This window comes from Roseobacter fucihabitans, assembly GCF_014337925.2.
GTDB lineage: Bacteria > Pseudomonadota > Alphaproteobacteria > Rhodobacterales > Rhodobacteraceae > Roseobacter > Roseobacter fucihabitans.
This window is the reverse complement of sequence record NZ_CP143423.1, coordinates 2,160,758-2,179,424: the sequence shown is the minus strand read 5'-3', so window position 1 is coordinate 2,179,424 and position 18,667 is coordinate 2,160,758. Positions and strand designations below refer to the sequence as shown.

Below are 18,667 nucleotides of genomic sequence, written 5' to 3'. Positions count from 1 at the left end.
AGCCCAAATGCAACCGGATCAGCCTGACTGGTTCACAATTTGCCAGGTATCGTCCTGATATTGGATGACGCAGCTTTGTGCGGACAGTCGCGGCAATACCTGTGTCGCCCCTTTGGGCGCGGCGCGAAACACGGCGTTCGGGCAATTGGGGACGGTTACCGGCGCATACCCCTTTTGCGCCATGCATTGACCTTCGGCCCGCCCGCGCAGGTTTGCATTGACGTCCACGGTATAGATTTGACCGGGTTCGAAAAAACCACCACGGATATGACAGCGCCCGGCACCGTCGCAATAGCGGCGCGACGGGATATAAACGGGGGGTTCCTGTCGGATCTGGTTGCTGACGGGCACATCAGAGAGGGCCGCGATCTCGCAATTGAGTTGGTCGGTTTGCAGGCGCGTGACCTCTGCACCCTCCTTGTAATAGATCGACAAGGGCGCACAGGCCACAAGCGCAACACAGACCAGACCGATTTTAATAAGGGCACCAAAAACCTTCATCTCCCCATTTTGGCTTGCTTTGGCCCAAAGGACAATTGAATTGACCGCCCAAAGGCCATCTGCCATGCACAAACTTGCGAAACGGCGTGAAGGACCAAGGGCGCATGAAGGTGATCATCTGTGGTGCAGGCCAGGTCGGCTGGCAGATCGCGCGCCATTTGTCGGGCGAACGCAACGATGTCACCGTGGTGGACAGCAACCCTGATTTGGTGCGCCGCGCCACGGATACACTTGATGTGCAGGGGATCGCGGGCTTTGCCAGCTACCCGGATGTGCTGGACCGCGCCGGGGCGCGCGATGCAGAAATGATCATCGCCGCGACCTATTCCGATGAGGTCAATATGGTGACCTGTCAGGTTGCCCATTCGGTGTTCGGCATCAATCGCAAGATCGCGCGGTTGCGCAGCCAATCCTACCTCAATGCGATCTATTCCGATCTCTATCGGCGCGATCACATGCCCATCGATGTGGTGATCAGCCCCGAAAAGGAGGTGGCCGCAGCGGCCTTGCAACGCCTCTCCGCGCCCGCGGCTTTTGATACCGAAACCTTCATGAACGGGCGTGCGCATCTGATGGGGATCACCATCGAGGAGGAATGCCCGGTCGTGAACACGCCTCTGCGCCAGTTGACGGACCTGTTCTCGACGTTGCGGGCGACCGTGGTTGCGGTGCGCCGGGACGGCTCGCTGTTTGCGCCCGAGGCCAAGGACCAGCTTTTTGTCGGCGATGATTGCTATGTTTTTACCCACGGCGAAGACGTACCGCGGACCCTGGAGATCTTTGGCAAGAAGATGAGCAAACAGGACCGGGTCGTCCTTGTCGGGGGCGGGAATGTCGGTCTGGCCGTGGCGCAGACGCTGGAGGCACAAACCAAGCGCGTGCGCGTCAAGGTGATCGAGAAAAACCGCATCTGTGCGGAAAAGGCCGCGGAAGCGCTGGAACGCACGATCGTTCTCAATGGCGATGGGTTGGATTCCGGTCTTCTCGCCGAAGCGGGGATTTCGCGCGCGGATGGCATGCTGGCGGTGACCGATGATGACAAGACCAACTTGCTGGCCTGCGTGCGTGCCAAGGCCGAAGGCTGCCCCTTTACCATTGCGCTGATCAACGACCCGACACTGGTGCCGCTGATGACGCCTCTGGGCATTGACGCCTATATCAACCCACGCGCCACAACGGTCAGTTCAATCCTGCGTCACATCCGTCACGGGCGGGTGCGCGCGGTCTATTCCATCGGAGATGCGGAGGCGGAAGTGATCGAGGCCGAGGTCCTGTCTACCTCGCCACTGGCGGGCAAACGCATTGCGGAGGTCGATTTCCCCGAAGGCGTTCTGGTTGGGGCGCTCAAAAAGGGCGATGAGGTGATCCGCCCGCTCGGCAAAACCCGCATCGAAGAAGGCGACGTGATCGCCATTTTTGCCCTGGCAGAGGACGTGCCCGAAGTGGAACGCCTGTTGCAGGTCTCGATTGATTTCTTCTGAGTGATGCAACGCGCCCCGCATAGAAAGAAACAGCGCAGCGCATTTGTCCAACTGATGGACCTGCCGCTGTTTCTGCTGATCTTTGGCGTGGCCTCCGTGTCGATGTTCATTCCTGCGCTGCATGGCGGGGCGGCGCGCAATCTTGATACCGCGCGGATGTTCTTTTACTGCGCCATTCTGGGCGTGACGTTTTTTACGCTGATCGCCATCGCACATGCCGGGCGGCGCGACCGCCGGGGTCCTTTGGGCTCGCTGATGTCGCTTTTTGCGACTTTCGTTTTTCTGCCCGCGTTCCTGGCGATACCGTTTTACGAGGGCCTTGGGACCACCACCTATCTCAATGCCTATGTCGAGATGGTGAGCGCCATCACCACCACGGGGGCGACCCTGTTTGAGGACCCTGAGCGATTGGATGGAACCCTGCATCTGTGGCGCGCGCAGGTGGGCTGGATGGGGGGGGCTGTCATGTGGATCGCCGCTTCTGCGATCCTGGCACCGCTCAATCTGGGCGGTTTCGAAGTCACCGCTCAGGCCGAACCCGGCCAGCGTGAAGCCCGCTCCAGCCTGATTGGCCGGGCTGATCCGCGCGAACGGCTGGTGCGTGTGACGGCCGCGTTGCTGCCGATCTATATCGGGCTGACCGTTCTGCTCTGGGTGCTGCTGCTGGCAAGTGGCGATCGCCCGCTGGTCTCGCTCAGTCATGCAATGTCGATCATGGCAACCTCCGGGATTTCTCCCGTGGGCGGTGTGCAATATAGCGGCTCGGGCATTACCGGAGAGGCCGTCATGCTGCTTTTCATGCTGTTTGCGCTGTCCCGGCTGACTTTTGCCTCCGACACCGTCACCGCAACCCAGAGCGGTTTGCGCACGGATCCGGAATTCCGTCTTGGGATATTATTGGTCCTCGGGGTGCCGGTGATCCTGTTTTTGCGTCACTGGCTGGGTGCTCTGGACGTCTCTGCCGAAGATGACATCGGGCAGGCCGCAGGGGCTTTGTGGGGATCGGTTTTTACCGTCATGTCCTTTCTGACGACAACAGGTTTCGTCAGCGAAAACTGGGTGCAGGCACAGGCCTGGTCGGGCCTCGAGACGCCGGGGCTCATCCTGATGGGTCTCGCGTTGATCGGGGGCGGGGTAGCCACCACGGCGGGGGGTGAAACTGCTGCGCGTCTTTGCGCTCTATCTCAACGGGCTGCGCGAGATGGAACGACTTGTGCATCCCTCATCGGTCAGCAGCGCAGGCTCCCAAACACGGCGGATACAGCGCAACGGGGCCTTTATCGCATGGATATTCTTCATGCTCTTCGCCCTGACACTTGCCGTATTGACGATCCTGCTGGCGGTTTTGGGGGTTTCCTTTCAGGACGCGCTGGTGTTGAGCATCGCGGGTCTGTCCACCACCGGACCGTTGATCACTTTTGCTGCTGATACGCCAATTTCGCTGTTGGAACTGGGCCCCTACGCCAAGGCCGTTTTTTGTGCAGCAATGGTGCTGGGGCGCCTTGAAACACTGGCCATCATCGCTCTTTTGACGCCGGATTTATGGCGCGACTGACGCCTTTTCGGGTTTAGGTCCGTAACGGACTGTTTTTTGGGGTGGAATGTCCTTGTTCCAAGCTCCATAATCGGCGTGAGGGGCGGGCTCGATCTGCGGGCACCGGCAAGAAAAAAAGGCGAGTGCTAAAATGGCGTCGGACAGACAGAACCTTCAGGATGCGTTCCTGAATCATGTGCGCAAGACAAAAGTTCCTGTGACAATCTTCCTGATAAATGGCGTAAAGCTGCAAGGCGTCATCACGTGGTTCGACAATTTCTGCGTGTTGTTGCGCCGGGACGGGCAATCCCAACTGGTCTATAAGCACGCGATTTCGACGATCATGCCAAGCCAGCCGATCAGCCTGTATGAGGGCGAAGACGCTTCTTGAGCAAGCCGCCGTTTCAAATCGAGAATGACGACGCCTCGCGGGTAACCCGTGCCTGGGTGCTGCATCCGGACATCAAATCCGATCCCGAGCGGCGCTTGCCTGATCACGCGCTCGCCGAGGCGATTTCATTGGCGCGCGCCTTGCCGGAACTGGAAGTTGTGGGCGGGGATATCGTGCCGCTTAAAACCGTCAAGGCGGGCATGTTGTTTGGCTCGGGCAAGATCAAAGAGATCCATGACGCGCTGGAGGAGCGCGAGATCGAATTGGTGCTGGTGGATGGTCCGGTCAGCCCGGTGCAGCAACGCAATCTCGAAAAAGCCTGGGGTGTTAAACTGCTCGATCGCACCGGCCTGATCCTTGAGATTTTCAGCGACCGCGCCGCCACCCGCGAAGGCGTGTTGCAGGTCGAGATGGCGGCACTCAGCTATCAGCGCACGCGTCTGGTGCGGGCCTGGACCCACCTGGAACGCCAGCGCGGCGGTTTGGGATTTGTCGGCGGTCCGGGCGAGACCCAGATCGAGGCCGACCGGCGCGCGATTGACGATCAACTCACACGCCTGCGCCGCCAGTTGGAAAAGGTTGTTAAGACCCGCGCGCTGCACCGCGCAGCGCGTGCCAAGGTGCCCTATCCGATCGTGGCGCTAGTCGGCTATACCAACGCGGGCAAATCGACGCTGTTTAACCGGTTGACGGGCGCGGATGTGATGGCCAGGGATATGCTCTTTGCTACGCTGGATCCCACCATGCGGCGCTTGCAATTGCCCGATGGGCCAGAGGTGATCCTGTCTGACACGGTTGGGTTCATATCCGATCTGCCGACAGAACTGGTCGCCTCTTTCCGCGCCACGCTCGAAGAGGTGCTGGCGGCGGATGTGATCTGCCACGTACGCGATATTTCGCATCCCGAGAGCGAGGCGCAAGCACAGGATGTGCGCGATATCCTGAACACGCTTGGTGTGCCGGAAGAGCGGCCAAGCTATGAGATCTGGAACAAACTGGATCTGATGACACCCGAGGCTGGCGAGGCCATGCGTGTGCGGGCGCAGCGCGATGATCATGTCTTCGCCATATCCGCGCTGACGGGGGAGGGGATTGAGGATCTGCTCGATGCTGTCACGCTCCAGGTGCAAGGTGCCAAACGCGAGGCTGATTTGGCCCTGACCTTTGCGCAAGGCAAGGAACGTGCGTGGCTCTTTTCACAAGACCTCGTACAAAGCGAAACGCAAACCGATGCGGGGTTCGAGATCACCGTGCGCTGGACCGCTCAGCAGGAAGCGCAGTTCCAGCGTCTCTAGCGCCGTAAGGTGGGCCTATGGGCCACCCTCGCTGGCATAGCGCCAGGCACCCGGTGCCAGCTCATTCAAACCCCATTGCCCAATCTGCACCCGGATCAACCGCAGGCAGGGTAATCCAACATGCGCTGTCATCCGGCGCACCTGCCGGTTTTTGCCTTCCCGGATGGTGATGCGCAGCCAGGCCTCGGGCACGGTCTTGCGAAACCGCACGGGCGGGTTGCGCGGCCAGAGCGGTTCGGGCTGGGCAATCTGTGATACCTGCGCGGGCTGCGTCATCCCGTCTTTCAGCGCCACACCGCGCCCCAGCGCGGCCAACATGCGCTCATCCGGTGTCCCTTCAACCTGCACCAGATAAGTCTTGGCTATCTTATGCTTGGGATTGGCAATGCGCGCCTGCAAAGCGCCATCATCGGTCAGCACCATCAGCCCCTCGCTGTCCTTGTCCAGACGTCCAGCGGGATAAAACCCCGGTGCCTCAATGAACCCCGACAGGGTCGGGCGCGGTGACCCCTCGCTCCCTTTGTCGGTAAATTGCGACAAAACCCCAAAGGGTTTATGGAACAGGATCACCCGCGTCATCGGCTCAGCGCAGCGGGCGTAAAACGGTCACACCGACGGCGGCAGCGCGCGCCAGTTCCTCATCCAGCGACATCGGGATATATTCCCCGCGCCGCCACAGCTGCGCCATGTCATCATAGTGGCGCGACAGAAAATGCCCCGACTGCCCCGTCGAGGTGATGAAAACCGAACTATCCGGATCGGCAAAATCATAAACGCCGCGATAGGCGGCCCCATGCACGTTCTCAAACGGGGCGGGTCCGGTGCCGCGAGTCAACCCGCGCTGCAAGGTGTTATCCCCGCCGTTGGTCGATTGGCGGATGTTCACGAAATAGCGCAGCAGCGGCACATCGCCCAAAGCGGGATGATCATGCGTCGCCTGATGCGCATCCCCCCAGCGCAGGGATTCCAGCGCAGACCCCCAGCTCTCCTCGATCCAGATCAACGCATCATCCAAAGCCAGCCGCGCCATATCCGCACAGCTTTCCACCAGCGCAGATTGTATCACGTCACACCAGACCGCAGCGCCATCCACATCGCGAAACGCGCGCTCGATGAACAGTGGCTCGACATGGGTTAACTCCCGCGCCAGGGGTCCCAATTCATCGCGCACCATCCGGTCCTGCAAGCTGCGCAGCCAGGCCGCATAGATCAGCGGCTCTGGCAGATGTTCGTTCATCTCGCCGGACCATTCGGCCAGCAGGGTCAAGGCACGTTGACGCTGGCGCAGGGGTGTGCCCTCGGGCGCGGCCTCACCGGTAAACCACAATTCCGCCCCGATCAGCGGCAAGAGCGAGCGCGCGGTGAAGCTGACGGTATCCAGTTGCGCCTCAATGAAGCTGTCACGCGTATGGACCTCGCGCGCCTGCATCAGCCGTTGCCAGCGTTGCACCCGCTGCGTGTCGCCCCAGTCAAAGGAGACGTGATTGGGAAACGGGCGATCTACGGTCTTATTGTTGGTATTGCCCAAAATCCCGCCATTGGGCGCGATAAACTCGGGGTTGGAAGCATAGGGCAAACGCCCCTGCCAGCGGTTCGCCTCGATCCAGCCGGGGCTGGGCAAACGGCCCTGGCTTTGATGGCGCGCGTCCCGGCGTGGCATTGCGCCGATCATTTTCATCGCAATCTCTTTACGATCCACCAACATCAGGTTTTGCGCGGGCGCGATATAGCCCTCAATGGCCGTCATCCCCTCATGGACGGATTTCGCCTCCATCAGGCGCATGGCGGCGCTCATCGTGGTGTCTTTAGGGCTCAGCACGGTCCAGGCGAGGGCCGCCACATGACCCGGCGGCGTGATACTGGCGAGGTTATACTGCGTGCCGGGCAAAACGGGTCCATTCTCCGTCCAGCGCAGGGTAATGGTGATCGGGGCCTGATCTTTGATATTGATGATCGAGCCGCGCTTTTCAAAGGTTTTGAACCCATCCGGTGTGCGGTATTCTTCGGGATTTTCCGGGTTTACCTGCTCGATGTAAACATCTTGATCATCCAGCCCCGCCGACGTCAGCCCCCAGCCCAGAGCCTCGCTGCGCCCGCTCAGCACAACCGGCATGCCGGGGATCGTCGCCCCGATGACGCTGCCCGATTGCAATTGCAGCCGCGCCAGATACCAGATTGAGGGCGCAGTGAAACCCAGATGCGGATCATTTGCCAGCAAAGTGCCGCCCGAGGCCGAACGTGACGGGGCCGCCGCCCAGACATTGGAGGCACCGGCAAAAGCGCGCGCCTTGAAGGGCGACAGCGGATGATCGTCGCGCGGCAGGGTTTCCGCAAAACGCTGCACACCGGGCACGATCTGAGAATATTCCGGCAGCGCGGTCAGCCCGGAGCCGGGATTATCGGGCAAAATATCCGCCAACCGCGCGGGATCAGGCACCGCCAGCGACATCTGCGCGCGCAACACCTCATGGTTGAGGTGACCCGACAGCTGCAAGCCCATCAGCTTGACGATCGCCAGCGAATCCGAGGGCCGCCATGCCGACACGGGCGCATTGAAGATGAACATCTCCGGCGCACCGCGTCCCAGCGCGCTTGTGTTGATCTCGTCAAGGCGCGCGTTCACGCCGGTGGCATAGGCGCGCAGCATCAGGTTGGTGCGCGCGTCCTGTGCCTCGACTGACGCCCCGGCCAGCGCATAAATATCCAGACGCCGGATCAGCTTGTCGATCTCAACCGTGGCGGTCCCGAATATCTCCGACAATCGCCCCTGTGCGGTGCGGCGCAGCATGGTCATTTGCCAAAGCCGGTCCTGTGCATGCGCATACCCCAGCGCGTAAAACACATCGGTATCCGCCTGACCAAAGATATGGGGGACATTGGCATTGTCGCGCACGATCTCGACTGGCGCGGTCAGATACGGCAGATCCAGCACCTTGTCATATTCCGGTAAGGAACGAGAGGCGAGGTAATAGACCATCGCCACACCCAGCACGATCACCACTACCAAAGTGGCGCTCAATCGCATCAACCATCGAAAGATCAGATTCATCCGGTCTCCGTGTCTATTATCCGTCGTCTTATTGACCCTTGGGATTTGACTGTTAGGTAGGTCCGCAGCGTAACGCAACACGGAAAACGGGAAGGGCAACGATATGGCCAAGCTGGCATTTTTAGGATTGGGCGTCATGGGAGGCCCGATGGCGGGCCATTTGCAAAAGGCGGGACATGACGTAACGGTCTACAACCGTACCGCGAGCAAGGCCGAGGATTGGGTTGCAACCCATGGGGGTGCCATGGCCACAACGCCGCTCGAGGCCGCGCAGGGTGCGGATTTCGTGATGTCTTGCGTTGGCAATGACGATGATCTGCGTTCTGTCTGTCTGGGCGCTGACGGCGCGTTTGCCGGTATGATCTCCGGTGCGGTGTTCGTGGATCACACGACGGTATCGGCGGCGGTGACGCGCGAACTCTACGGCGCGGCCAATGTAGCGCAGATCAGTTTCGTGGACGCGCCGATTTCGGGCGGGCAGGCGGGTGCGGAGAACGCGGCCCTGTCGATCATGTGCGGCGGTGAAGAAGGTGCCTACGCGCGCGCGTTGCCGATCATGGAGGTTTATTCCAAAATCTGTCGGCGGATTGGTGACAGCGGTGCGGGGCAAATGACCAAGATGTGCAACCAGATCGCAATTGCCGGTCTGGTGCAGGGGCTGAGCGAAGCGCTGCATTTCGCGGATAAAGCGGGCCTTGACGGGCGCGCGGTGGTCGAGGTCATCAGCCAGGGTGCGGCGGGCAGCTGGCAGATGAACAACCGATATGAAACGATGCTGGATGATCATTTCGATCACGGCTTTGCCACCGACTGGATGCGCAAGGATCTCGGGATTTGCCTGTCCACAGCGGATGAAACCGGGGCCAGCCTGCCGGTCACGGCGCTGGTCGATCAATTCTACAAAGATGTGCAAAATATGGGCGGTGGTCGCTGGGATACCTCGAGCCTGTTCAAACGGCTGCAAGCTCTGGGCTGAATTTATGATAAAAAGGCGCTCTGCATGTTCTGCGAGCGCCTTTTTTCCATATCACGCCTCTGCGAACCTCAGGGGATGATGCGCGTGTACTTAGTGCCTTGCAATGTGGCACCGATCAAAAGCCCTGCGCGTCCAAAGACCGCCGCAAGCACCGGCGAGAAGGTCGTCGTGCTGTCGGCTTTAAACCCGTCGCCCTGTGCGGAGATGACATATTCCACATCGCCCCCGACAGCCCAGCCGGGAGAGCGGCGGAATTCCGTCAGCGCGCTCTCGTTCATGAAAAACAACACATGTGAGTATTGCTGAGCGCCGATTTGCAGACCGCCCGACAGCTGCGTTGTGGAATAATAATCCACCGTCATACCATTGACCTGCAACGCGCCGCGCCCATAGGCCCCGCCAAAGCCAAAACCGGCCTCTGTGACCAGCGGCATGACCAGCATCCCGTTCGCTTTATCCGCCAGATTTTGCGTGTTGGGGAATTGGCGGTACATTTCCGCCAGGGTCCGCTCGACGCGCGAATCGATCGTTGCGGCCCCTTGCGAGCCAATGCCATTGCCACATGCCGCCGTGACAGACACGCCTGCGAGCGCGCCAAGGGTGAAGACCCTGCGGGAGAGAGTTTTTCCGTCCATGATGTCCGCCTGTAAACTGTTGCTCGATTGCCGGTTATCCCGACTTATGCGCAAACATACGCCGATTGAGACCGGGTGTCACCCGAAACGTCCCAGCTTGCGCGGCTTATCGCTATGAATTGAGTAATCGCGCGGCGGCGGGGGCGAAATAGGTCAGGATACCGTCACATCCCGCCCGTTTGAACGCCAACAGGCTCTCTATCATCGCCTTTTCCCCGTCAATCCAGCCATGCTCTGCTGCGGCCTGGATCATGCTGAACTCGCCCGACACCTGATAGGCATAGGTCGGCGCGCCAAAGCTGTCCTTCACGCGGCGGCAGATATCCAAATAGGGCATGCCGGGTTTGACCATGACCATATCCGCGCCCTCGCGCAGGTCGCGTTCAATCAGGCGCATGGCCTCATCCGAATTGCCCGGATCCATCTGATAGGTCTTCTTATCCCCGCTCAGCGCTCCGGAGGCCCCCACGGCATCGCGGAAAGGTCCGTAAAACGCCGAAGCATATTTCGCCGCATAGCTCAGGATCATCACATTCTGATGGCCCCCGCGCTCAAGGGCTGCACGCATCGCACCGATCCGCCCATCCATCATATCGGACGGTCCGATGATATCAGCACCCGCCTCCGCCTGTGCCAACGTCATTTTGACCAGGGCCTCCACGGTGCGGTCATTGACGATCTCGCCGTCCTCCACAAACCCGTCATGGCCGTTGATGTTATAGGTATCGAGCGCCACATCGGTCATCACCGCAATCTCGGGGACGGCCGCCTTGATGGCCCGAATGGCGCGATTGGCGTGGTTTTCAGGATCCCAAGCCCCGGCGCAATCCTCGGTGCGCTCTTCCAGTGACGTATAGGGGAAAATGCAGATCGCCGGGATGCCCAGATCCGCGGCCTCACGCGCGGCCTTTACGATTTCATCAACCGACCGGCGGAAAACACCTGGCATGGAGGGGATCGGCTCCTTGATACCCTCGCCTGAGCGCACAAAGACCGGCCAGATGAAATCATCCACGCTGAGGGTGTTTTCGCGCGTCAACGCCCGGATCGCGGGGCTTTGACGCGCGCGGCGCATACGGGTGGCAGGAAAGGGGGCTTGGGTGGGGCGCATGAGATATATGTCCAATTTGAGTGACACTTCATGAGTGCCACGGAATTTTCCGCAAGCCAAGGGTGGGAATCATCCAAATCCAAGGCTAAGAGAGACCGTCACCCCAACAAGAGCCATCGCCCTTGAGTTTTTATCAAAGTGTTTTCGAACTGATTGACATGCGGTCCTTCTCGAACCTGTGGTTCTGGATCGCATTGGCGGTGATGTGGTCATCGGCCAGCCATTGGGTGCTGGGCGTGCCTTATGACATGGTGCTGCGCGCGCGGCGCAATGGCGGGCAAATCGAGCAGGACCTCGAAGACCTCGTGCGCATCAATACCAACCGCCTGCTTTATATCGCGAATGTATCCGGTCTTTGGATGCTGGCGCTGGGGTGCTTTTTGTTGACGACGCTCTGCGTGCTGGGGTTCGTTTACCGCGTGGAATTTGCCCAGGCGCTGTTTCTGCTCGGGTTTCCGATGTCGCTTGTCGGGTTGATCTCGCTCTCCACGGCGCGGTTGATCCAGCATGAAATGTCACAAGGCGAACAGCTGCGAGCGCGGCTGACGCGCCACCGGCTCTATGTGCAAATGACTGGTGTGATCTCGATTTTTGTCACCGCTCTCTGGGGGATGTATCAAAACCTCTCCGTTGGCCCATTGGGTGGTTGACATGGCCCATGCAAACGCCAATTGAAACGCCCCATGGCTGATCCATCCCATATTACCGCCTCCGGTGTGCCCGAAGGGTTTGATGCGCGGTTCCTGTTGTCCGAGCTTGACAAGCAGGACGGCCCGATTTTGCACGTGGCGCGCGATGCCAAACGGCTGGCCGGGATGCAGGCCAGTTTGCGCTTTTTTGCCCCCGACATGCCCGTCGTGGTGTTCCCCGGTTGGGATTGCCTGCCCTATGACCGGGTCTCGCCCAACGCCGATATCTCCGCCGGGCGCATGGCAACGCTGGCCGGTCTGGTGCACGGCATGCCGGATCGCTTCATTCTGCTGAGCACGCTTAATGCCGCGTCTCAACGCGTTCCCGCGCGCGCGACGCTCAAAGGCGCCGCCTTCAAGGCCCATGTCGGTGAACGGCTGGATGAGGCCGCGTTGCGCAATTTCCTCGTGCGCATGGGTTTCGTGCAAAGCCCGACCGTGACGGAACCCGGCGATTATGCCATTCGCGGCGGGATCATCGATATTTTTCCCCCCGGCGATCTGGGGCCGGTACGGCTCGATCTGTTCGGGGATGTGCTGGACGGGGCGCGCCGTTTCGATGCGGCCACGCAGCGCACGACAGAGAAATTGGAGGTGGTCGAACTGGCCCCTGTCTCCGAGGTGATCCTGGACGAGGCCGCCATCACCCGGTTTCGCCAGAATTACCGGATCGAATTTGGCGCGGCTGGCACGGACGACCCACTTTATGAGGCGATCAGCGCCGGGCGCAAGCATCAGGGCGCGGAACATTGGCTGCCGTTTTTCCACGAAAATCTGGAAACGATTTTCGATTACGTCCCGCAGGCCTCTGTCACCTTGGATGATCAGGTCACGCCAATCCGACTGGCCCGCTGGGAGAGCATCGCGGATCAATATGAAACGCGGCGATTGGCGATGGCGCATCGCTCCAAGATGGACAGCGTTTATAAACCTTGCCCGCCGGAGGCGCTTTATCTTGATGATGACGCCTGGGAAAATGCCGTGGCAGGGCGACGCGTTGTACAGCTGGCGACCTTGCCGCAGGCCACGGGTCCGGGTGTCATAGATGCCGGCGCGCGGATGGGGCGGAATTTCGCACCGGAACGTCAACAGGAATCATTAAGCCTTTTCGGGGCCTTGGCCGCGCATATTAAAGTGAAGATGGACGTCGGACCGGTGCTGATCGCGAGCTACTCGGAGGGCGCGCGCGAACGTCTGACGGGGTTGATCGAGGATGAGGGGCTGGGCGAGGCCATTCCGGTGCCCAACATCACACGCGTTGGAAAACGCGGGCTGCATCTGGCGGTCTGGGCCTTGGAGCATGGGTTCGAGGCCCCGGGCCTGACGGTGATTTCCGAACAGGACGTATTGGGGGACCGATTGATCCGCAGCGCCAAGAAGCGGCGGCGCGCGGAGAATTTCCTGACCGAAACCCAATCGCTGAGCCCTGGTGATCTGATCGTGCATGTGGATCACGGGATCGGGCGATACAAAGGGCTTGAGGTGATCACGGCGGCCGGTGCCGCGCATGAATGTATCCTGCTGGAATATGCAGAAAACTCAAAGCTCTACCTGCCCGTTGAAAACATCGAACTGCTGTCGAAATACGGCCATGAAGAGGGCCTGCTGGACCGTCTGGGCGGTGGGGCATGGCAGGCCAAGAAATCCCGCCTTAAGGAGCGCATCCGCGAGATCGCAGACAAGCTGATCCGCGTCGCAGCCGAACGCGCCCTGCGCAAAGCCCCCGTTCTGGAACCGCCCGAAGGCATGTGGGACGCGTTTTCCGCGCGTTTTCCCTATCAGGAAACCGACGACCAGCTGAGCGCCATTGGCGATGTGATTGATGATCTGACGAGCGGCAATCCGATGGATCGGCTGGTCTGCGGCGATGTGGGCTTTGGCAAGACCGAGGTCGCCATGCGCGCGGCCTTTGTCGCGGCGATGTCCGGCACGCAGGTGGCTGTGATCGCGCCGACGACCTTGCTGGCGCGCCAGCATTACAAAAGTTTCGCTGAACGCTTTCGCGGTTTTCCGATCAACGTGCGCCAATTGAGCCGGTTTGTGTCCACCAAGGACGCCAATGCCACGCGCGACGGGATGGCGCGCGGCACGGTGGATATCGTGATCGGCACCCATGCGCTGCTCGCCAAGGGCATCCGGTTTCAGAACCTCGGCCTGTTGGTGATCGACGAGGAGCAGCATTTCGGCGTGACGCATAAGGAGCGCCTCAAGCAGATGCGCACGGACATCCACGTGTTGACACTGACCGCGACGCCGATCCCGCGCACCTTGCAGCTGAGCCTGACGGGGGTGCGGGATTTGAGCATCATCGGCACACCGCCGGTGGATCGTCTGGCGATCCGCACCTATGTCAGCGAATTTGACACCGTCACGCTGCGCGAGGCCTTGTTGCGCGAGCATTATCGCGGGGGGCAATCCTTTTATGTGGTGCCGCGCATATCGGACCTGCCTGAGATTGAGGCATTCCTCAAAGAGCAACTGCCCGAACTCTCCTATGTCGTGGCGCATGGGCAAATGGCGGCGGGCGAGCTTGATGACCGAATGAACGCATTTTATGACGGGAAATTCGATGTGCTGCTGGCCACAACAATTGTGGAATCGGGCCTCGATATTCCCACGGCCAACACAATGGTGGTCCACCGCGCCGATATGTTTGGCCTCGCGCAGCTTTACCAGATCCGCGGTCGGGTCGGGCGCTCCAAAACCCGCGCCTATGCTTATCTCACCACAAAACCACGCGCGAAGCTGACCGCGACGGCGGAAAAGCGGCTGCGGGTGCTCTCCAGCCTCGACACATTGGGCGCGGGCTTCACGCTGGCGTCACAGGATCTCGATATTCGCGGCGCGGGTAACCTTCTGGGCGAAGAGCAATCGGGACAAATGCGCGACGTCGGTTTCGAACTTTACCAATCCATGCTGGAGGAGGCGATTGCCAAAATCCGGGCCGGGGAGATGGAGGGTCTCAGCGAGGCGGATGACCAGTGGGCCCCGCAGATTAACCTCGGCGTGCCGGTGTTGATACCCGAAGCCTATGTGCCCGATCTCGACGTGCGTCTGGGGCTTTATCGCCGCCTCAGCAGCCTGAGCAGCAAGGTGGAACTCGAAGGCTTTGCCGCCGAACTCATTGACCGCTTTGGTAAACTCCCGCGCGAGGTCAACACGCTGATGCTGGTCGTGCGCATCAAGGCGATGTGCAAACGCGCAGGGATTGCCAAACTGGATGGCGGGCCAAAAGGGGCCACGATCCAGTTTCACAATGATAAATTCGCCTCTCCCAAGGGATTGGTTGATTTCATCCAGGACCAGCGTGGGCAGGCAAAAGTCAAAGACAATAAAATCGTGGTGCGCCGGGATTGGACGTCAGATACGGATAAGATCAAAGGGGCTTTTGCCATTGCCCGCGATCTGGCCGAGAAGGTTGTTGCCGAAAAGAAGGCGCGCAAAGCCAAGGCAGGTTGATTATTCGGCCGGAAGGCGGGCCTCGACGCGGCCCATATGGCGCATCAACAGATAGGCCAGAAAAGCCATGATCAGGATCGCCCCGACAAGGGGGCGGATCGTGCCATCAAACAGCAAGCCGATGGGCGAGGCAATTGCCGCCGCCAGCACCGTGGACACCGCCCCAATCACGCTGGCGGCCATGCCTGCGATATGGCCCATCGGCTCCATCGCGATCGCGTTCAGATTACCGATGGTCAACCCGGCCTGAAAGAACACATAGGCCTGCCAGAAAGCGAAGAGTGCAAAGCTGCTGAAGCCTATGGATTCATGTTTGAGCAAGACACCGAGCGACAGAATGATCTGCAACGCCAGCGCGATGGTGATCAGACGGCGCATGCCAAAGCGCACCACCAGCAGCGCATTCAGAAGGCTGGCCAGTGCCGAGATCAAGGCAATGCCACCAAACCAGAAATGAAAGCTGTCCTGCTTGTCATAGACCTGCTCATAGACCGGCTGGATCAGCATCAGAACTGTGAACAACATGGACATGCACAGGGTCTGCACGAAGATGGACAGGCGCACGATAGGGTGGGTAAACATTTCGCGCACGGCACTGAATAGCAGCCCGACGCGCATGGGGCGACGGTTTTCGGGCGCAAGCGTTTCGGGCAGGCGGAAGGTCATCCAGATGACAGTGATCAGCGAGAAAATGATGAAGGCGGCAAAAATCCCGCGCCATCCTTGCGTGGTGATGATGACATAGCCAAGGGTCGGCGCGATGCCGGGCACGAGGGTAAAGATCATCATGACAATCGACACGATCTTGGCCATTTCACGGCCCGAAAACAGATCGCGAATGACGGCGATGGAGACCACCCGCGGACCCGCCGCTCCCAGCCCTTGAAGGATACGCGCGGCGATCACGATTTCAAACGTCGAACTGGCCCAGGCAATCGCGGAGGCGATGATATAAATCGCGGCCCCGCAGACCATCACGACCTTGCGCCCATAGGCATCCGAGAGCGGCCCGGTGAAAAACGTACCCAAGCCCATGCCCAGCACGAAGGCGGTCATGATTAGCGGTGCGCGTGTGGGATCATCCGGGGTCAGTTCCTGCGCGATATTGGGCAGGGCGGGCAGCATCGCATCAATGGAAAATGCAATTGTGGCGAACATCATCGCCATCAAAGCAATAAACTCAGCCCGCCCGATAGCAGGCTGCGACACCCGTTGCGACACTTAAGAACTCCCGCCTGATTGCGCGCAGCTACGCAAAGGTTAACGCGGTGTAACCCACAGTTGAAAATCAGACAACGCCGTAAATTTACACATTCAAGCGTGCGAAAGCGCAGGGTTCGCGCGGAAACGTCAGGCGGTGGCCGCGAGCTCCTCAATCACCTTGGCCCAAAGCTCTGGCGGCTGGGCACCGGGCACGGCGTGTTTGCCCGCCACGATGAAGGTCGGGACCGAATTGATCCCCATCGAACGGCTATGGGCATCCCGGTCACGGATATCCTGCGCATCCGCCTCCGTTTCCAACAATTTGCGCACCACGGCGGCATCCATCTCGATGCCATCGGCGATGTCGGCAAGCACATCATGATCCCCTATGTCGCGGGCCTGCCCGAAATAGGCCTGAAAAAGTGCTGAGACGGCGGCGGTCTGGCGCCCCTCGATCCCGGCCCAGTGGATCAGGCGATGCGCATCCAGCGTGTTGGGCGTGCGTTTCATCCCCTCAAAGTCGATGGTCAGGCCAGCAGCCTCGGCTGCCTGCACCACGGGCGCATAGGCCCGCACGGCACCGTCCTTGCCGCCGAATTTACCCTCCAGATAGGCGCGCCGATCCATGCCAGCGCGTGGCATGTCGGGGTTGAGCTGAAACGGATGCCATTCGATCGCGAAAGGATGATCGGGAATATCGCTGAGCGCCTTGTCCAGATGCGCCTTACCGATAAAACACCAGGGGCAAATCGGGTCGGACATGATATCAAGCTTGATCGGATCGCTCATTCGGGAACCTCAAAATTGTCCCGCAAAGCACGCCGCAGGATTTTGCCATTCGCGCCCATAGGCAGCTCGGACAGGTGGATATAAAGGCGCGGTTGTTTGTAACGCGCTAACTTATCAGACACATAGGCGTTCAACACCTGATCGTCCAGCGCAACGGGGCCGGTATAAAAGGCGGCGATCACGCGGGTGTCTTCCTTGATCAGAACATCCGTCACGGCGACGGCGGTCATGTCGGGCAGGGTGGTCAGGACAGCTTCGACCTCAATGGGGGACACGCGGTAGCCCCCGGCGTTCATCATATCGTCATTGCGCCCCAGATAGGTGATCTGCCCATCTTCGCTCATCACGCCCTGATCGCCGGTCATAAACCACTCACCCTGAAACCGCGCGGCGGTCGCATCGGGCGCATCCAGATAGCCCAGCATCAGACCGGGGTCGCGCCGGTCTATGGCGATGGTACCCTCGCGGCCCAGGGGGACGGGGCCGTTTTCATCCAGCAACGCAACGCGCCGTCCCGGTTGGGGGCGGCCGAGCGTTTCGCTGGCCGCTGGATGGGCAGGGGCGCTGGAGATGAATGTCGAGCATTCCGACATGCCATAGGCTTCAAACAGATCGGTGCCGGTACGGTCACGCCACCCATCCGCAAGGCGCGGCGGCAATTTCTCGCCCGCGCTTAATCCGTGACGCAGCCTGTGCGTTTCAAAGGGTTCGGTGGATTTAAGCAATTGTCGATAAACCCCCGGTGCGGCGGCAAAGATCGTCGCCTCATGTCTTGCGAGCAACGCCAGCAGCGCATCGGCGGCAGTTCCGGGTGCCGGGATCAAAGCGGTTGCCCCCATCGTCCAAGGGTCCATGAGGCCGGTGCCAAGCGTATAGGTCCAGTTGAAGGCCCCCGCGTGTAACACCCGGTCATCTGGACGCAAACCGTACCACCCCTCAAACATCATCTGGCGCGCCCAGATGGCACGATGTGCATGGGCCACCGCGCGCGGCACGCCTGAGGTGCCCGAGGTATAGATGATATAGCCGATCCGCTCGGGATCCCCCATATGAAAGGGCGCGCGAGCCAGGGTGCGAAAGCCGCGCAACGTCTCGAGCGACAGGATCGCGGCATTTGCGGGACAGGCGACAGTTTCATCGCGCAGGATGAGTTTGGGCGCGGTCTGCGCGATGATGCGGGCGGTTTCGGGCTCGGTAAGAGCCGAAGAGCTTGGGATGGGCACCAAACCGGCGGTCAGCGCACCGAGATAGGCAATTGGAAAATCCACCGTGTTTCCCAGCCGCATCAGCACCCTGTCACCGGGCACCAGACCCAGCTCCAGCAGGCCCGTTGCTGTGGCACGTACCGCCCGCTCCAGATCGCCATAAGACCAGCGTTCGACGTGATTGGCCCCGATGATCACAAGCGCATCCTTGAGCGGATCCAGATGCGCGCGCGCAAGGACATGGGCGGCCATATTGAACGGGCTGGGGCAGGCAGCAGCGCGCCCGTGATCAAAGATTGACAGCATTTTTGCGTGCTAGCCTGCGCAGACCTGCGTTGCAAGCCTGTTG

General features: G+C 60.3%; 14 protein-coding genes and 1 pseudogene. 7 read left to right on the top strand and 8 right to left on the bottom strand.

Going from position 1 to position 18,667, the window contains the following annotated elements:
• Positions 1–18: 18 nt before the first annotated feature.
• Positions 19–567 (bottom strand): hypothetical protein, encoded by a 549-nt coding sequence (locus ROLI_RS10640; protein ID WP_262386662.1) that lies wholly within the window; start codon positions 565–567, stop codon positions 19–21.
• 38 nt (positions 568–605) lie between these two features.
• On the opposite strand from ROLI_RS10640, the gene trkA reads away from it, so the two are divergent.
• The 4 genes and pseudogenes from trkA to hflX all read left to right on the top strand — a co-directional run bounded on the left by trkA (position 606) and on the right by hflX (position 5,202).
• Entirely contained in the window at positions 606–1,982 is a 1,377-nt protein-coding gene (gene trkA, locus ROLI_RS10635; RefSeq protein WP_187431867.1) for a Trk system potassium transporter TrkA, read from the top strand.
• A gap of 3 nt (positions 1,983–1,985) precedes the next feature.
• Positions 1,986–3,537: pseudogene (locus ROLI_RS10630) on the top strand (TrkH family potassium uptake protein).
• A 130-nt stretch (positions 3,538–3,667) separates the two neighbouring features.
• A complete protein-coding gene (gene hfq / locus ROLI_RS10625; protein WP_007119530.1) occupies positions 3,668–3,907 on the top strand; it encodes an RNA chaperone Hfq in 240 nt (79 codons plus the stop codon).
• 17 nt (positions 3,908–3,924) lie between these two features.
• On the top strand, positions 3,925–5,202 hold the full coding sequence (hflX, locus tag ROLI_RS10620; protein WP_187430656.1) for a GTPase HflX: 1,278 nt from the start codon (positions 3,925–3,927) through the stop codon (positions 5,200–5,202).
• A gap of 15 nt (positions 5,203–5,217) precedes the next feature.
• Here the strand turns inward: hflX and ROLI_RS10615 are convergent, their stop codons facing one another.
• Both ROLI_RS10615 and ROLI_RS10610 read right to left on the bottom strand, forming a co-directional pair.
• Positions 5,218–5,781 carry a pseudouridine synthase gene (locus ROLI_RS10615; protein ID WP_187430603.1) on the bottom strand — a complete coding sequence of 188 codons (564 nt, stop codon included), beginning with the start codon at positions 5,779–5,781 and terminating at the stop codon, positions 5,218–5,220.
• Between the two features lie 4 nt (positions 5,782–5,785).
• Entirely contained in the window at positions 5,786–8,251 is a 2,466-nt protein-coding gene (locus ROLI_RS10610; protein WP_187430604.1) for a penicillin acylase family protein, read from the bottom strand.
• Between the two features lie 103 nt (positions 8,252–8,354).
• Here ROLI_RS10610 and ROLI_RS10605 point away from each other — a divergent pair, with 103 nt between their 5' ends.
• Positions 8,355–9,227, top strand: coding sequence for an NAD(P)-dependent oxidoreductase (locus tag ROLI_RS10605; RefSeq protein WP_187430605.1), 873 nt, complete (start codon positions 8,355–8,357; stop codon positions 9,225–9,227).
• 68 nt (positions 9,228–9,295) lie between these two features.
• Here the strand turns inward: ROLI_RS10605 and ROLI_RS10600 are convergent, their stop codons facing one another.
• Both ROLI_RS10600 and hemB read right to left on the bottom strand, forming a co-directional pair.
• Positions 9,296–9,862: a YSC84-related protein gene (locus ROLI_RS10600; protein ID WP_187430606.1), complete on the bottom strand. Its 567-nt coding sequence runs from the start codon at positions 9,860–9,862 to the stop codon at positions 9,296–9,298.
• Between the two features lie 112 nt (positions 9,863–9,974).
• Entirely contained in the window at positions 9,975–10,973 is a 999-nt protein-coding gene (hemB, locus tag ROLI_RS10595) for a porphobilinogen synthase (RefSeq protein ID WP_187430657.1), read from the bottom strand.
• Positions 10,974–11,131: 158 nt separating this feature from the next.
• On the opposite strand from hemB, the gene ROLI_RS10590 reads away from it, so the two are divergent.
• The gene (locus ROLI_RS10590) at positions 11,132–11,623 is read left to right on the top strand and encodes a component of SufBCD complex (RefSeq protein ID WP_405049024.1); all 492 of its coding nucleotides are present in this window, start codon (positions 11,132–11,134) and stop codon (positions 11,621–11,623) included.
• Between the two features lie 33 nt (positions 11,624–11,656).
• On the top strand, positions 11,657–15,121 hold the full coding sequence (gene mfd, locus ROLI_RS10585) for a transcription-repair coupling factor (RefSeq protein WP_187430608.1): 3,465 nt from the start codon (positions 11,657–11,659) through the stop codon (positions 15,119–15,121).
• On the opposite strand, the gene ROLI_RS10580 is transcribed toward mfd, so the two are convergent.
• From ROLI_RS10580 to ROLI_RS10570, 3 genes are all read right to left on the bottom strand, one after another.
• The gene (locus ROLI_RS10580) at positions 15,122–16,288 is read right to left on the bottom strand and encodes an MFS transporter (RefSeq protein ID WP_187430658.1); all 1,167 of its coding nucleotides are present in this window, start codon (positions 16,286–16,288) and stop codon (positions 15,122–15,124) included.
• Positions 16,289–16,471: 183 nt separating this feature from the next.
• Positions 16,472–17,113 carry a DsbA family oxidoreductase gene (locus ROLI_RS10575; protein ID WP_187430609.1) on the bottom strand — a complete coding sequence of 214 codons (642 nt, stop codon included), beginning with the start codon at positions 17,111–17,113 and terminating at the stop codon, positions 16,472–16,474.
• Positions 17,110–18,624 carry a class I adenylate-forming enzyme family protein gene (locus ROLI_RS10570; protein WP_187430610.1) on the bottom strand — a complete coding sequence of 505 codons (1,515 nt, stop codon included), beginning with the start codon at positions 18,622–18,624 and terminating at the stop codon, positions 17,110–17,112. The genes ROLI_RS10575 and ROLI_RS10570 overlap by 4 nt, the downstream gene beginning before the upstream one ends.
• Positions 18,625–18,667 lie beyond the last annotated feature (43 nt).

Coding starts and splice junctions, on each gene's coding strand:
- ROLI_RS10570 (WP_187430610.1), bottom strand. CDS start 18,624: ATGCTGTCAATCTTTGATCACGGGCGCGCTGCTGCCTGCCCCAGCCCG.
- mfd (WP_187430608.1), top strand. CDS start 11,657: ATGGCTGATCCATCCCATATTACCGCCTCCGGTGTGCCCGAAGGGTTT.
- ROLI_RS10615 (WP_187430603.1), bottom strand. CDS start 5,781: ATGACGCGGGTGATCCTGTTCCATAAACCCTTTGGGGTTTTGTCGCAA.
- hfq (WP_007119530.1), top strand. CDS start 3,668: ATGGCGTCGGACAGACAGAACCTTCAGGATGCGTTCCTGAATCATGTG.
- ROLI_RS10605 (WP_187430605.1), top strand. CDS start 8,355: ATGGCCAAGCTGGCATTTTTAGGATTGGGCGTCATGGGAGGCCCGATG.
- ROLI_RS10580 (WP_187430658.1), bottom strand. CDS start 16,288: ATGGCGATGATGTTCGCCACAATTGCATTTTCCATTGATGCGATGCTG.
- ROLI_RS10590 (WP_405049024.1), top strand. CDS start 11,132: ATGCGGTCCTTCTCGAACCTGTGGTTCTGGATCGCATTGGCGGTGATG.
- trkA (WP_187431867.1), top strand. CDS start 606: ATGAAGGTGATCATCTGTGGTGCAGGCCAGGTCGGCTGGCAGATCGCG.
- ROLI_RS10640 (WP_262386662.1), bottom strand. CDS start 567: ATGGCAGATGGCCTTTGGGCGGTCAATTCAATTGTCCTTTGGGCCAAA.
- ROLI_RS10575 (WP_187430609.1), bottom strand. CDS start 17,113: ATGAGCGATCCGATCAAGCTTGATATCATGTCCGACCCGATTTGCCCC.
- ROLI_RS10610 (WP_187430604.1), bottom strand. CDS start 8,251: ATGAATCTGATCTTTCGATGGTTGATGCGATTGAGCGCCACTTTGGTA.
- hemB (WP_187430657.1), bottom strand. CDS start 10,973: ATGCGCCCCACCCAAGCCCCCTTTCCTGCCACCCGTATGCGCCGCGCG.
- ROLI_RS10600 (WP_187430606.1), bottom strand. CDS start 9,862: ATGGACGGAAAAACTCTCTCCCGCAGGGTCTTCACCCTTGGCGCGCTC.